The sequence below is a fragment of the Blautia sp. SC05B48 genome (assembly GCF_005848555.1).
Taxonomy (GTDB): domain Bacteria; phylum Bacillota; class Clostridia; order Lachnospirales; family Lachnospiraceae; genus Blautia_A.
The window spans coordinates 1010006-1025022 of the sequence record NZ_CP040518.1 but is presented as its reverse complement, the minus strand read 5'-3'; the positions used below and the strand labels follow the sequence as shown (position 1 = coordinate 1025022).

Genomic DNA, 15017 nt, shown 5'->3' with positions numbered 1-15017 from the left:
ACTAATCAATAATAAAAAAAGAACAACAGGAAAAGCAGGAGATATGCGAATCTCAGTTATCCGGTTGTTCTTTTTTACCATAAGGAGAAGGGAAAAGATTATGATCATTTATACAGGAAAAGATTACTATGACGTAAGCAGAAAAGCGGCAAACATCATGTCTGCACAGATCATCATGAAGCCAAATGCTGTTCTCGGACTTGCTACAGGCTCCACACCGGTGGGAATGTACAAGCAGCTGATCGAGTGGTATAAAAAAGGAGATCTGGACTTTTCACAGATCACATCCGTAAATCTTGATGAATACAAAGGACTTTCCGGAGATAACGATCAGAGCTATCGCTATTTTATGAACACAAATCTGTTTGATCATGTAAATATCGATAAGACAAGAACCTATGTGCCAAACGGACTGGAAGAGGACAGTGAGAAAGCCTGTGCGGATTACAATGAGATTATCCGCAGCGTAGGCGGTATCGACATGCAGCTGCTTGGAATCGGCGGAAACGGTCATATCGGATTCAATGAGCCAGGAGCAGCTTTTGAAAAGGAGACTCACTGCGTAGACCTTACAGAGAGCACCATCAAGGCAAATGCAAGATTCTTTGAAACTATGGATGATGTGCCGAAGCAGGCGTATACCATGGGTATCAAAAACATCATGGCTGCAAAGAAGATCCTTCTGGTCGCTACCGGAGAGGCAAAGGCAGATGCCCTTTACAAATCTCTCTACGGACCGATCACGCCCAACGTGCCGGCATCTATCCTGCAGCTCCACCCGGATGTGACGGTAGTGGCAGATGAAGGCGCTTTAAAGCTGATCCGTGAGAAGGGGCTGCTGTAAGAGATACAGAGGAAATTTCCGCGAATTAAATGAACGCAGATCATGGATATCCGTTTGAAGCAGGCGGATATCAGCGATCACTCATGGGATTTTCCGGATTTGGTTAAAAAAGAAAGCTTCGATTCAACTCTCATCGATGAGCGATGTGCTCAGAGAGTGGATCGAAGCTTTTTGTGCTTTTGGGACGTAAACCTGCAGGCGGCTGCAAGCAGGTCGGTGGGATGGGCATTTGCATTCTCAGGCTTTTTTCAACGTGTTGTGATAAACCATGACAGAAACGATGGCAGTAAACACTTCTGTGATCCAGAATGCGTTCCATACGCCATCAGGACCCATAAAACGGGACAGAAGATATGCGGTGGGCATGATAACGACCACGTAGCGGAAAAGAGAAATAACAAGGGACTGGGTACCTTTTCCAAGGCCTTCCATGGCACCGGAGGTGGTGACGGATACTGCGGAAATCAGGAAGCCGGCGCTGATGCTCTTCAGTGCTCTGGAACCTGCGGCAATGGTTTCCGGGGTAGTTGTGAAAAGTCCCATAAGCTGTCCGGATGCCAGGAGACAGATAACGGTTCCAAAGAGCATGATCACACAGCTGGACTCCAGGGTCAGCCGGAAGATTTTTTTCACACGCTTCATTTCACGGGCACCGAAGTTATAACCGATCAGCGGGCGCATTCCCTGGATGATTCCGTTGGCCGGGAGATACAGGAAGGTCTGCAATTTATAATAAATGCCAAGGATCACCACATAGCTGTCTGAGTAAGCGGCCAGCACGGAGTTCAGAAAAGAGATCAGGAACGATGGCAGTGCCAGGTTCAGGATCGCTGGAACACCGATGGCATACAGGCTCAGATCCGTTTCTTTGCTTGTTTTCAGGGCTTTGGGCGTTACATGTACAGGAATAGTTTTCAGGATATAAAAGACCATATAGACCGCAATGGTGAGCATCTGGCCGATGCCAGTAGCCAGAGCTGCGCCCCGGATACCCAACTTCGGAAAAAAACCGATTCCCCAGATCAGGAACGGGTCCAGGATGATGTTGCTGGTACATCCCACCAGCAGGGCGATCATAGATACTTTCATCCGTCCTACAGCCTGGAAAAGTTTTTCGAAGAAAAGGCTGATGGAAATTACTGTGGAAAACATGAAAACGATGGTAGAATACTCCAGCCCCATCCGGATCACGGTTTCATCCTGGGTATACATCTGAAGGAATACGGGCATAACAGCGATGCTGATCACAGTCATCAGGATTCCATGGATCACAGACAGAAAAAATCCGTGGGTTGCGGCGGTGTCTGCCATTTTTTTGTCCCCTGCGCCAAGGTGATAGGAAACTCTGGCGTTGATTCCGATCCCGAAGCCGATGGCAACGGCGTTGATCATGTTCTGGACCGGATAGACAAGGGACAGGGCGGTCATGGCCTGCTCGCTGATCTGTGCCACGAAGAAGCTGTCCACAATGTTGTATAGTGAGTTTACAAGCATGGAAAAGACCATAGGCAGCGCCATGGACGCCAGCAGCGGGCCGACAGGCTTCTCCTTCATAAATGTGTCGTTCATGAAAAATCCTCCTTTATATCAGAATTCACAATGTAGATCATGGGAAAAAAGGTGTGCTTTTTGTGCATAATAAAAGCCACACAATCTGTCTTACTGGTGAAGGCAGATTGTGTGGCGAAAAAAGTCGGAACTGAAAAATCCACACGTTGTTTTAGCGTTTTCACCTTAACAAAAAAACAGTGCTGATGTCAAGACTGCACGCAGGAGAAACACCATAAAAAGCTGCAAAAAGAAAGGCTTGATATAAACATCGGAGAGGATTGGCAACGTTAGGCAGGTGCGTGCGGATACGGGCAATATCAGCCTTGAAAAGGTCGTTCTGGCAATATGCACAAAACCTGTCGAACTATGGTGGATAAGTGAAAAACTTTCCAAAAAGTTTTCCACATGACAAAAATCCGCAAATCCGCTAATAATCAAGTTATGCACAAATTTATCCACATTATCCACAAGGATAACCATGTGGATGAGCTGATTTACATAAATAAATTTAAACATATGTTTTGTGTAAAATGATAAAATTGTAAAAAGTGGGAAAAAAGTTCTTAAAACTATTGACATTTTTAAATTCTAAATATCATAAAATTTATTGCAAAAAAGACATAATATAAAAGAATAAAAACAAATAATCAGATAATAGTGAGTAAATTCTTGAAAAACTAATCTATTTAAAAGGGGGATTATCGGATGTATGGAAATGAGGATAAAAAAGAACAGTGCCCAGTTAAAACGGTCACTGCAAGGTGTTGAAAAGTTATTTTCAGATGTGGATAAGTGTGGATAACCCAAAAATCCTCCGCAGAACCGGAAAGATCTGCGGAGGATTTTTTTAACTGTTTTGTTTCATACGCTTGATCACCTTCAGACGTGTAAACTCTTCGCGCTCTTTTTCCTCCAGAGCATTAGTGATATCTCTGGTGAGGGTTTCATATCTGGGGATGGTGATGTTTTTCAGCGCATTGGCACGCTTCTGGGTTTTCTTGATGTTGGTAGCAAGACGGATGGCGGCGTTTTCGATCATGGAGAGCTGGATGGACAGCTCCTTTACACGCTCGAAGGCTGCCTTGGCCTCGTCCAGGGACAGCTTGGTGCTGTAGTAGGCGTAGGTCGGCGTGTTGCCTGCTTTTTTGTCATATTCCACAAGAGGGATCTCGGTTCCCATAACGCTTCTGGTTTTGATCCGGATGGAATCTTCCACAGGAACGGTATGAGAAATCTGGTCTACGAAAGCGATTCCAATTTCCATATTTGCCTTCTGAAGAGCCGCGTAAGCGGTACGGAAGGTCTCATCAATCTGGGACTGGATGTCTTTTGCCTGATCAATCAGCTCCATCATTTCACGGATCAGGATATTACGCTTTTTGTCCATAAGCTCATAGCCCTGTTTGGAAAGAGCCAGAGAGTTTTTTGCAAGTATAAGATTTCCCTTGGTAGGAAAGGTATTCGGATCCATAAAATCACCTCACTAACGGACGGTTTCTCTGTAATACTGATCCAGAACTTTGGTATCGATACGGTCGAGCTCTTCTCTTGGAAGAAGACCAAGAAGCTCCCAGCCCTTATCCAGAGTTTCGATGATGCTTCGATTCTCTGTTTCTGACTGTCCTACAAACTCTGCCTCGAAGGCTTTTCCGAATACAAGGTATTGCTTATCCAGCGGAGAAAGCTCATCCTCACCGATAACGGATGCCAGAGCTCTTGCGTCGCCTACCTTTGCGTAGCAGGAGAAGAGCTGGTTGGCAACATCCTGATGATCGGCACGTGTGAAGCCTTCACCGATACCGTCCTTCATCAGACGGGACAGAGATGGCAGAACATTGATCGGCGGATAGATCGCCTGACCGTGAAGCTGGCGGTCCAGTACGATCTGGCCTTCTGTGATATATCCGGTAAGGTCTGGGATCGGGTGTGTGATGTCGTCGTTTGGCATGGTCAGGATTGGGATCTGGGTTACAGAACCGGTGCCGCCACGGACGATTCCCGCACGCTCGTAAAGAGTTGCAAGCTCACTGTACAAATATCCAGGATAACCCTTTCGGGAAGGAATTTCACCTTTGGAGGAGGAAACCTCTCGCATGGCCTCGCAGAAGGAGGTGATATCTGTAAGGATTACCAGGATGTGCATGCCTTTTTCAAAAGCAAGATACTCAGCGGCAGTGAGGGCGATCTTCGGTGTCAGAAGACGTTCTACAACCGGATCGTTTGCAAGGTTCAAAAACATCACAACGTGGTCGGAGGCACCGCTTTCCTCAAAGGTTCTGCGGAAGAATTCAGCTACGTCATATTTGACGCCCATTGCCGCAAAAACAATGGCGAATTTTTCATCGGAATCTGCTCCCAGGGAAGCCTGCTGAACGATCTGTGCAGCCAGCTTATCATGTGGAAGACCGTTACCGGAAAAGATCGGCAGCTTCTGGCCGCGGATCAGTGTTGTCAGTCCGTCGATAGCGGAGATACCGGTGTTGATATAGTTTCGTGGATATTCACGGGTTACCGGATTCAGCGGAAGCCCGTTAATGTTCAGGCTGACCTCCGGTGTGATCTCGCCAAGCCCGTCAATGGGCTGGCCGATACCGTTAAAGGTACGTCCCAGGATCTCAGGGGAAAGCCCGATCTCCATAGGATGTCCGGTAAGACGTGTGTGTGTATTGCCGAGGGACATATTGTCAGTTCCCTCAAAAACCTGGATAACGGCCTTGTCCTCATAGATTTCCACGATACGGCCGATCTTCTGAGTGCCGTCCTCCATGTGGAATTCCACGATCTCCTCGTAAGATGCATTTTTTACACCCTCAAGGACAACAAGAGGGCCGTTTATTTCACTCAGGCCAAGATATTCGATTGCCATAAACTGATCCCTCCTTTAACCGTTTCTTTCCAGTACATTGTCGTAGAAGCGGTCGATATCTTTATGATATTCATCAAAACGCTCCGGCTCTTTATTTGGAACCTCGTATTTGATGGCGATGATACGTTCAAAGATCTTATCCTCCTTCAGCACGGAAACCGGCATGCCACGGTTTACAAGGGCACGGCATTTTTCGTAGAGATAGAGGATGGTTTCCATCATCAGGAACTGCTTTTCCATAGGAACACTGGTGTCCTCCTGGTGAAAAGCATTCTGCTGCAGGAAGCCCAGACGGATAACCCTGGCGATCTCCAGCGTCAGCTTCTGATCATCCGGAAGAACATCGCTTCCGATCAGCTTGACGATCTCCATAAGAGAGCTTTCCTGGTTGAGGATAGCCATGATCTGGTTTCTGTCATAAACGAATTTCGGGGAGACATGCTCTCTGTACCAGGGAGTCAGGTCCTCCAGATATTCGCTGTAGCTGGTCAGCCACTGGATGGCAGGGAAGTGACGGGCATAGGCAAGAGCCTTGTCCAGTCCCCAGAAACAGCGGACAAAACGTTTGGTATTCTGTGTGACCGGCTCGGAGAAATCACCGCCCTGAGGGGAAACTGCACCGATAATAGATACGGAACCTTCTGTTCCGTTCAGGTTCTGCATCATTCCCGCGCGCTCATAGAAGGCGGAAAGCTTACTTGCCAGATACGCAGGGAAGCCTTCCTCTGCAGGCATCTCCTCCAGACGTCCGGAAAGCTCACGGAGAGCCTCGGCCCATCGGGATGTGGAGTCTGCCATGATTGCTACGTCATAACCCATATCACGGTAATATTCCGCAAGTGTAACACCTGTGTAAATGGAAGCCTCACGGGCTGCAACCGGCATGTTGGAAGTGTTGGCGATCAGTGTGGTACGGTCCATCATCAGGTTTCCGGATTTCGGGTCGATCAGCTTGCTGAAGTCCTCAAGAACCTGTGTCATTTCGTTTCCGCGCTCGCCACAGCCGATGTAGATGATGATATCTGCGTCAGACCACTTGGCGATCTGGTGCTGTGTCATGGTTTTTCCTGTTCCGAATCCGCCTGGAACTGCAGCAGTGCCTCCCTTGGCAATAGGGAAAAGAGTATCCAGGATTCGCTGTCCGGTAAGGAGCGGAACGCTGGCCGGGAAACGCTTGTAGGTCGGACGTGGAACACGGATCGGCCATTTCTGGGCAAGTGCCAGTTTTTTTTCGGTTCCGTCATCAAGACGGACGGTAACGATGGGCTCCAGAACGGTATAAGCACCGTCAGGAACCGCATGGATAACGGTTCCGTGTGTGATCGTGGGCGGAACCATGGATTTGTGAAGGATGGAGGCGGTTTCCTGTGTTTCAGCGATAACCGTGCCTGCACCGATGACGTCACCTTCCTTTACGGTAATGTGGGTTTCCCATTTTTTTTCTGTGTCAAGAGAGTCAACGCTGACACCACGGGAAATATATTTTCCAGAGGCCTGGGCAATCTCTGCCAGAGGTCTCTGGATACCATCAAAAATATTGTGGATGATTCCCGGACCAAGGAGAACGGAAATGGCGTCTCCTGTTCCGATAACAGTTTCTCCGGGTTTCAGTCCTGTAGTTTCCTCAAAAACTTGTATGGTCGTCATATGTTTCTTGAGACCGATAACTTCTCCAACCAGTTTTTCGGGGCCTACATAGACCATCTCGGAGATCTTGAAGCCGGTGTCGCCCTTGAGGTAGATAACAGGACCGTTAACACCGTAGATAATACCTGTTTTACTCATGTGCTGGACCTCCGTCAAATTTGAATTCTCTGTAAGCTGCCTGATAGCCTTCCTCAAAGGAATTGTCGATGAGGATATTTTTTTCAGGGATTATCGCCTTGATCCCGCCGATAAAGGATTCATCGGAAAGCTTCAGCGGGAAACCGGTCTTTACAGTGAGAGACTTCAGACGGGGTTCATCTTCTTTTGAAAGATAGATCTGGATCTCATCGTGTTCCGCGAAGCAGACAGCTTCCTCGATCTTTGTACAAAGATATTCTTCATAGCGGGGAGATTCCATGAATTTCAGGATCTGTACCCGAACATCTGCAAAAAGTTTTTCTTTTAAGCGGCTCTGCCTGGCAGTCCAGTTTCGCCGGATGTGAAGCTGCTCTGCGGAAAGTGCCTTGTTGATCTCGCGCTTTGCGTTTGCAATCTCGGCTTTGCGGGAACTGGCAGCATTTCCCAGAGACATTTTTTTATGTTCCTCCAGTGCGGCATCCAGGGCTTCCTTGTGTTCCCGGACATCTTTTTCCGCCTGACGGCGTGCTTCGTCCACTGAGGTGTCATAGAAGTGTTTAAGCTTCTCTTCAATTGTCATAATATCACCTGCCTATAATTTTAATCCGATAGCCTCGTTTACATAAGATGTAATGAAATCAGGCCTGCGGCCGGTACCATGTCTGTCAGGAATCTCAATGATGAGAGGTGTTTTGTGATGAAGCTTGACATCATCGATGATCTCAGGAAACTCCCGGCCGAATTTTTCGGTCAGGAGTATGATTCCGATCTCTTTGTCTGCGATGGTGCGCTCCAGAGCTTCCTTCAGCTCGTCGTGTTCATGAACGATCACACCCTCTACACCGGCCAGTCTCATTCCTGTCAGAGTATCAATATTGTCACTGATCAGATACATTTTCATATCAAAGTTTACCAAGGATCATGAAGGAGATGATCAGTCCATAAAGAGCAACACCTTCGGCAAGACCTACGAAGATAAGAGATTTACCAAGGATGCTCTGATCCTCACTGATCGCTCCAAGTGCTGCGCTTGCCGCACTGGCAACGGCAATACCACCACCGATACAGGAAAGTCCGGTAACAAGTGCTGCTGCGATGTAACCCATACCTGTTGCAAGGCCTGCGTCAGTGCCTGTAGCAGCCTGTACGGAAGCTCCGCCTGCAAATGTTACTGCAATGGCAACAAGCATGATCCCGAAGAAGAAAAAGGCGTTGACACCAAGAGCTGTTTTGTAGCGGCCACGGTTTTTTTTCGCCGAGAAGATAGTAACCAAATGGAAGAATGATGCTGAGTACAAGTGCAACTGCGATTGTGATCTGTGTAATGACTGTCATGATGATGACCTCCTTAATATTCGTTTAATTGAATGCCCGGATCAGAATGCGTTCCGACTCTGGCATTTTATTTGTTCTTGGAGCAGAACGGCTCGAATTTCCGTCCGCTGCCCTTGTAAAAACGGCTGAACATTTCGTAATATTCCAGACGGAGTACCTGGATACCTACGATCAGGCCCTCCATAGCGCATACAAACAGGTTTCCGAGAATGATGACGATCCAGTTCGGACTGCCGTTCTCTGCGCCTGCAAGCATAAGTACAACCTCCATCATAGCTGCGTGGCTGACTGCAAAAGCACCGATACGCACGAAGGAGAGTGTATTGGAAAAGTAGCTCAGGATAACCTCGAACAGTTCAAAGATACCCTGTACGATAAACATGCCTTTTTCTTTTGGCATAACCTCGGCTTTTTTTTCTACCAGGTTTGTAAGAGGCTCCTTGAAGAAAATAAGAAGCAGCGGTAAAACAAACATAATGGCAAGGACTGCACCACCCGGAACAGCATGCCCGGATACAAAAAGTCCGATGCAGAGAACTGCGGAGCCATAAAATACAAGCCCTGCCACAGCGTTGGTGTCAAACCAGGTTTTTTCAACGTCATGCATCTTAAAGGAATTGATGATGTTGAAAACCATACACAGGAGGATGATTCCCATGCCGAAGCCGATGGCAACGATAAATACGGTATTCAGTTTTCCGATAAAAGGTATGGTCGTCATACTGTTCACAGGCCGCAGCCACAGAGCAGGTATGACATCCTCAAATCCAAAGATACTTCCGAACATCAGACCGAAAAATGTGGAAAAGACTCCGGCGCAGCTGATGATTCCGGCAAGATCGATATGCTTTAGTTTGTACAGGAGCAATCCTCCGATAAAAAGCAGGAGTCCCTGTCCTGCATCACCGAACATGGCTCCGAAAATAAAGGAGTAGGTGATGGCAACAAACCAGGTGGGGTCCATCTCGCCATAGGCGGGAAGTCCGTACATTTTTACATACATTTCAAAGGGCTTGAAAAGCTTCGGGTTTTTCAGCTTGGTCGGCGGCTGATGGTTCTGGTCGTGCTCCGGCGTATTGGTATCTTCTCCGTCTACCAGGCAGAAGATTTTTTCGTCGGATGAGATTTCGGCTTGAAAGGCTCTGGTGTCGGCTTCTGTCATCCAGCCGCAGAGAATATAGAAATTTTCATGCTTTCCGGTGCAGGCAGCCGCTTTACGGACATCGAAATTTCTGGAAAACTGAAGAAGGGTGTTTCTGGCGGTAACGATGGCTTCTGCCTGATCCGTAAGAAATCTCTGGTATTTCTGTTTCTGTGCTTCCAGATGCTTCAGGGCATCCTCGTATTGTTTGCTTACGCTTGAAAACGCCTGCTGGGCAGTTCCGGTATAATTATCCGGCACAAAGATTTTCTCAAAGTGCATAGAAGAGTAGGCGGCATCGATTTTGTGCGCTTCATGCTTCGGTACGAAGTAAACGCCCCAGACGTATTGGTCATCTTCGTCGCATTTAAGGAAGATCGTGTTCAGATTGTCGTAAATATATTTCTTGAATTTCTCATAATACTGTTTCTCGATACGTCCGAAATGAAAATGGATATACTTCAGATGAAGTATGGATGAAATATCATAATCAATATTTCGGAAGGGACGTATGATCCGCAGTGACTCTTCCAGAGAGGAACATTTTTCTTCCAGTTCGGACTGTTCCTTCTGGAGCTGATCCGCCTGGGAGCGGATCTCCTTTACTGTGGAAAGTGCTGTTTCAATACCCGGGCTTCTGTTGGAAGTGGACGGAGGAGTTTTTAGCTCCTCATAAATGGTATTGATGGAATTTAAGGCATCTCTGTAAGGGTTGACATCCAGGAAAGGCGTCAGACTTTCTACTGTGGTCAGCTCTGAGAGAGCGTTTTCCAGATGGATCTCGTACTTGCACAGGTAGGTGTTTACAACCCGGTCGATATCTGCCTTGGGACCGGTGATGCTCAGAAAATTCATTTTTTCAATCACGTTGCTACCTCCTGGTTATTAACCGTTGCGTATATAACGCAGGGATTGTTCTGGGTCCACGCCATAGCGCACGCATTCAAGGGCAATGGTCAGACGGTTGACTTCATGTTCTTTGTGATATAAATAGGAATAGATGACTGCTACGGAATAGGGATCCTTGCGTGCTTCCTGTTCCAGTATGCTGCGAAGAATATAGTTATAAAATTCTTCCAGACTGGCGACGGTCAGCTGTTCGTATTTTTTACCATAATAAGTCCCATTGAAGATACGACGGAACTCTTCTGGTGTAGGGGCTTCCACAAGGGTGGTGATCTCCTCTTTGCGGAGCTTGTAGTTCATGGGGACCAGCAATGCGTAAATAGCAGCTGGTTCCATCTGAAAGCAGCGTTTGGAGCGCTGGATGAACTGCAGGTTCAGCATATCGAATTTTTCACCGTAAGCCCTGGTGATCTGTTTCAGATCGTTACCTTTGAAAAGCTTCTTCCGCACATTCCAGATCTGTGAAAAATACGAAAGGTCAAGTGCCATGCCGAAGTCAAAAAGCGTGGCATTTCCACGTTCATTGACCTGAGACAGCGGAATAAAAAAATCATTTCCCTTCAGCGCCGCAATGAATTCATCCATATTGGTGCAGGCGGCAAGCCTGTCAATGTCCAGCTTGGAATGATGTCTGAAAAAATCACGGTAGGGAGAAATATCCACGGGATCGGTGTCCCGGTGGTCAAAGAGATTCGTCATGATTTCTTTCAGGACGCGGATCTCATAACGCCTCGAGTAAAGCGACAGGAACGTTCGCTGTTCCTGATTTGCAAAGTGGTAAAGCCTTGAAAAATTCAGGAAGATGGATTTCTTCAGGAGTTTTTCTATCTGTCCGCGGTGAAGATCATTTTCATCGAGACCGGACCAGATATTCTGATATTCGGGAGTCCGTTTCAGGTAGGCTGTTACCTGGGGGACATTGGGAAGCTGAACGATTTCTTCCAGCTGCTCATCTGTCACAAGCCTGCTCTGCATGGCGCGGATCTTGGTGGAGAGTCCGCTGTATGAGAGGACAGAGCCCATTGAATCACTTCCTTTCCCTTCAGGTTTCGGTGATGCCTGTTATTTTCTGAAACAGCTCACTGCAAAGACTTTCGTGATGGGCTTCGTAATAGGCATCCAGCCTGGATAGCTGGTCTTCGGTTTCTGCACGAAGCTCATTGATCCGGGCGTCTTTCTCGCGGGCCAGATCTTCACGGATCTTCCGGATCTCGTCGCTGGTTTCTTTTTCAAGTGAAGCGTCGAATTCCTTCGTCTGTTTTTCTGCTTCTTCCGAGAGAGCCTGTTTCTGTCGCGCAGCGTCCTGCATGATGGCATTGGCTGTAGCTTCGATTTCCGAAAGCTTATTTAGGATTTGTTCCATAGCGCCCTCCTTGTTTGTTTATAGTTTATAATTGATTTTTATATGATACACCTTTTTTATGGTAAAAACAACTAAAAAATTGTTAAATTTTTTGCAATTATTGAATAAATATGTTCAAAAAGAGACGAAAAAAAGAAATTTGTTTATTAGACGATGATTGAGTTTTGGGAAAAAATGAAAACCGCAAAGGGGCCGTAAAGCCACGGCCCCTCTGCACACCCCTCGGGCTTTTTTTAGGAGTTCTTGGTTGTGGCGGTGTGAGGTTGTTGACTTGTGTATGTATGCTGCGGTGTTGGATGTGTGAGGTTGAGCCGATGTATGTGGATGCGGACGGCGAGGCGCGTTGCTGTCGCCTGGTTGAGAGGGTTTGAGTGGATGCGGATGGTGTTGGAAGTGGACGGCGAGGCGTTTTTGTTGTTGCTTGGTTGAGGATTTTTTTTATTTTTTGCTTGCGGCGGGGTGGGGGTTACATGTATAGTTGAGTATTGGAATGTTGTTTGATAAGAATCATTGAGACATTATTGTGGAAAGATTATTGGAGGTTGTTTATGAGATTACGAAATATTCCGGGTGCTAAGGATGCTATTTTGGATTGTGAGTGGGTAATTGATGAGCCGGAGAGGTTTAAAGGAAAGTGGAATGAGGTTTTTGGAGTGAAGAGACCGCTTTTTCTGGAAGTTGGTATGGGGAAGGGGCGTTTTCTGATGGATATGGCAAGACTTCATCTGGAGAGAAATTTTGTGGGAATTGAGATGTATGACAGTGTGCTTCTTCGGGCGCTACAGAAGAGAGAGGAACTGGAAGCGGCAGGAGAGGAGTTTTCCAATCTTGTTTTTATCAGGGTGGATGCAAGATTGCTGCCGGAGATTTTTGAGAAGGATGAGGTTGATGGGATCTATCTGAATTTTTCGGATCCGTGGCCGAAGGCGCGTCATGCAAAGAGAAGACTTACGTCCAAGGAATTTCTGGCAAGATATGAGAAGATTTTGAAAAAAGAAGGAACTGTAGAGTTTAAGACAGATAACCGTGGTCTGTTTGAGTTTTCCCTGGAAGAGGTTAGGGATTCCGATTGGAATCTGGAGGTGTGTACCTTTGATCTTCATCATGATGAGGAGCTGGTGAAGGGAAATGTCATGACGGAATATGAGGAGAAGTTTTCTTCTATGGGAAATCCGATCTGTAAAATGGTGATCAGACAGAAATAGAGGGAATAAGATGCAGGAAGAAATTTTTGAAAAGTATCCTATACCAAAGGCATATTTTAAGCTGGCACTTCCGGTTGTGTTCAGTATGGTTATCTCACTTGTTTATAATATGGTGGATACGTATTTTATTGCAGGAACCGGCAATACGGATCTGGTGGCGGGGGTTGCCCTTGGATCGCCGATCTTTACGCTGATGATCGCGCTGGGAGATATTTTTGGACTTGGCGGCAGTTCTTTTATTTCCAGGCTTTTTGGAGAAAAAAGATACGAGGACGCAAAGCGGATCAGCGTATTCAGCTTTTATGGCGCGATCGTCAGCGGTGTTGCAGTTGCGGCTGTACTGATGATCTTCAGAAGTCTGGTATTGGGACTTCTGGGTGCAAGCGAGGCCACCTGGGAGTATGCGTCACAGTATTATACCTGTATTGCACTGGGTGCGCCGTTTATCATTGTTGCGCTGACACCGTCCAATCAGTTACGAACAGAAGGATTTGCGACGGCTTCGATGGTTGGTTCTGTACTTGGCGCAGTTGTAAACATTATTCTGGATCCGATCATGATCTTTGTACTGGGCTGGGGTGCGGCCGGCGCAGCTACAGCGACCGTGATCGGAAATGTTTGTACCGATATTTTCTTTGTATGGTTTCTTATTAAAAAGAGCAAAAATCTTTCTGTGGATCCCAGGGGATTTCACATTTCCAGGTCGGAGATCGGAGCGGTTTTTGCCATTGGTATTCCGGCTTCTATTACTAATCTGATGCAGAGCATCGGAATTGCGCTGACAAACCGAGCGTTGCTGGGATTTGGTGACGATAAGGTTGCAGCTATGGGAATCGTTATGAAAATTAATATGATCGCTGCGTTGGTCCTGGTTGGTTTTGCCTTTGGTGGACAGCCGCTGACCGGATACAATTACGGCGCGAGAAACCGCACAAGGTTGAAAGCAACTTTGAAGTTTGCATATCTTCTTGAGGGAGGAATGGCGCTTGTACTGATGGCGGTACTTGGATTTTTTGCCCCGCAGATGGTAAAGATCTTTATGAGCGATCCTTCCGTTGTGGAAAATGGCGCGCTGATGCTTCGGCTGCAGCTGGCGGGAATGTTGTGTATGGGAATCGTGCTGATCAGCACCTGTACGTTTCAGTCTGCAGGACAGGCTATGGGAGCTTTTCTGTTATCAGTGAGCAGACAGGGAGTGGTCTTTGCGGTTGTACTGATGATCGCTCTTAAGGTGGCAGGGTATCATGGCGTTCTGGCTTCTCAGGCAATCTCGGATTTCCTTACGGCAGTGCTGGCGGTGGTGCTGGTATGGCGCTGGTGGAAAAAAGTGGATTTCTAAGAGTCCGCTTTAAATACTTTGCGCAAATATCAGGAAACAGATCAGGATATTTTCATATAATAAAATATCCGTGATGTTGGAAAGGTATTTGCGCAAAGCAGGAGGCCATAAGTTTTGAAAAAAAGAAAATTCAGATCCTTGCAGCAGAATCTCCATACGGTAAGCCGCAGCATTAACAGCCAGGCTGCCCATATCAGAAATTCGTTGTCGGAAATGGAAAAAATGCTGGATAAAATTGCATCAAATGAAGATATAAAAAATAAAAAAGAAAAAAATAAAAAAAATTAAAAAAAGGTGTTGACTTTCTTCAAATCATAACGTATAATACAACATGTCTTGAGGAACGAACGAAACAAAAAACGAAAGACAAACAATTAAATAAGCGTCTTTAGCTCAGTTGGTAGAGCACCTGACTCTTAATCAGGGTGTCCAGGGTTCGAACCCCTGAAGACGCACTAAAGGCACTGTTTTTGCAGATATAGAGCTGCGGGGACGGTGTTTTTTCGTGTAGAAAAACTCAGTGTTTATGCGGGGTTGTGGGCTCTTGTGCATATCTCCAAATAACTTTCTAACATCTTTTTTACATCTTTTAAAGTAAATTCCAACTTGAATACAGTGTATTCAAGATATCTTTAAAGCATTTTCCATAAGATTCATCTTTTCAATTTCTGTATGCGTGTCA

13 protein-coding genes, 1 tRNA gene and 1 pseudogene are annotated in these 15017 nt (G+C 46.5%); 5 read left to right on the top strand and 10 right to left on the bottom strand.

Going from position 1 to position 15017, the window contains the following annotated elements:
• Positions 1 to 100: 100 nt before the first annotated feature.
• Positions 101 to 844 carry a glucosamine-6-phosphate deaminase gene (nagB, locus tag EYS05_RS04640; RefSeq protein ID WP_118515361.1) on the top strand — a complete coding sequence of 248 codons (744 nt, stop codon included), beginning with the start codon at positions 101 to 103 and terminating at the stop codon, positions 842 to 844.
• 237 nt (positions 845 to 1081) lie between these two features.
• Here nagB and EYS05_RS04635 read toward each other — a convergent pair whose 3' ends face one another.
• The 10 genes and pseudogenes from EYS05_RS04635 to EYS05_RS04590 all read right to left on the bottom strand — a co-directional run bounded on the left by EYS05_RS04635 (position 1082) and on the right by EYS05_RS04590 (position 11791).
• Entirely contained in the window at positions 1082 to 2413 is a 1332-nt protein-coding gene (locus EYS05_RS04635; protein WP_138276706.1) for an MATE family efflux transporter, read from the bottom strand.
• 829 nt (positions 2414 to 3242) lie between these two features.
• Positions 3243 to 3866 (bottom strand): V-type ATP synthase subunit D, encoded by a 624-nt coding sequence (locus EYS05_RS04630; protein WP_059086266.1) that lies wholly within the window; start codon positions 3864 to 3866, stop codon positions 3243 to 3245.
• A gap of 12 nt (positions 3867 to 3878) precedes the next feature.
• Positions 3879 to 5261, bottom strand: a complete 1383-nt coding sequence (locus EYS05_RS04625) for a V-type ATP synthase subunit B (RefSeq protein WP_015525388.1) — start codon at positions 5259 to 5261, stop codon at positions 3879 to 3881.
• Positions 5262 to 5276: 15 nt separating this feature from the next.
• Entirely contained in the window at positions 5277 to 7046 is a 1770-nt protein-coding gene (locus tag EYS05_RS04620) for a V-type ATP synthase subunit A (protein WP_138276705.1), read from the bottom strand.
• The gene (locus EYS05_RS04615; protein WP_118515355.1) at positions 7039 to 7626 is read right to left on the bottom strand and encodes a V-type ATP synthase subunit E; all 588 of its coding nucleotides are present in this window, start codon (positions 7624 to 7626) and stop codon (positions 7039 to 7041) included. The genes EYS05_RS04620 and EYS05_RS04615 overlap by 8 nt, the downstream gene beginning before the upstream one ends.
• Positions 7627 to 7638: 12 nt before the next feature.
• Positions 7639 to 7947, bottom strand: coding sequence for a V-type ATP synthase subunit F (locus EYS05_RS04610; protein WP_021653137.1), 309 nt, complete (start codon positions 7945 to 7947; stop codon positions 7639 to 7641).
• Position 7948: 1 nt separating this feature from the next.
• A pseudogene (locus EYS05_RS04605) lies at positions 7949 to 8381 on the bottom strand (ATP synthase subunit C).
• A gap of 67 nt (positions 8382 to 8448) precedes the next feature.
• Positions 8449 to 10389, bottom strand: coding sequence for a V-type ATP synthase subunit I (locus EYS05_RS04600; RefSeq protein ID WP_138276704.1), 1941 nt, complete (start codon positions 10387 to 10389; stop codon positions 8449 to 8451).
• A gap of 18 nt (positions 10390 to 10407) precedes the next feature.
• On the bottom strand, positions 10408 to 11451 hold the full coding sequence (locus tag EYS05_RS04595; protein ID WP_138276703.1) for a V0D/AC39 family V-type ATPase subunit: 1044 nt from the start codon (positions 11449 to 11451) through the stop codon (positions 10408 to 10410).
• A 19-nt stretch (positions 11452 to 11470) separates the two neighbouring features.
• A complete protein-coding gene (locus EYS05_RS04590; protein ID WP_021653134.1) occupies positions 11471 to 11791 on the bottom strand; it encodes a hypothetical protein in 321 nt (106 codons plus the stop codon).
• 548 nt (positions 11792 to 12339) lie between these two features.
• Between EYS05_RS04590 and trmB the strand changes: the two genes are divergently transcribed.
• The 4 genes from trmB to EYS05_RS04575 all read left to right on the top strand — a co-directional run bounded on the left by trmB (position 12340) and on the right by EYS05_RS04575 (position 14790).
• On the top strand, positions 12340 to 12996 hold the full coding sequence (gene trmB, locus EYS05_RS04585) for a tRNA (guanosine(46)-N7)-methyltransferase TrmB (RefSeq protein WP_138276702.1): 657 nt from the start codon (positions 12340 to 12342) through the stop codon (positions 12994 to 12996).
• Between the two features lie 10 nt (positions 12997 to 13006).
• Positions 13007 to 14335 carry an MATE family efflux transporter gene (locus EYS05_RS04580; protein WP_138276701.1) on the top strand — a complete coding sequence of 443 codons (1329 nt, stop codon included), beginning with the start codon at positions 13007 to 13009 and terminating at the stop codon, positions 14333 to 14335.
• Between the two features lie 114 nt (positions 14336 to 14449).
• Complete coding sequence (locus tag EYS05_RS17345) at positions 14450 to 14623, top strand: hypothetical protein (RefSeq protein WP_158293305.1); 174 nt, start codon at positions 14450 to 14452, stop codon at positions 14621 to 14623.
• A gap of 94 nt (positions 14624 to 14717) precedes the next feature.
• Positions 14718 to 14790 (top strand) — tRNA-Lys (locus EYS05_RS04575).
• Positions 14791 to 15017 lie beyond the last annotated feature (227 nt).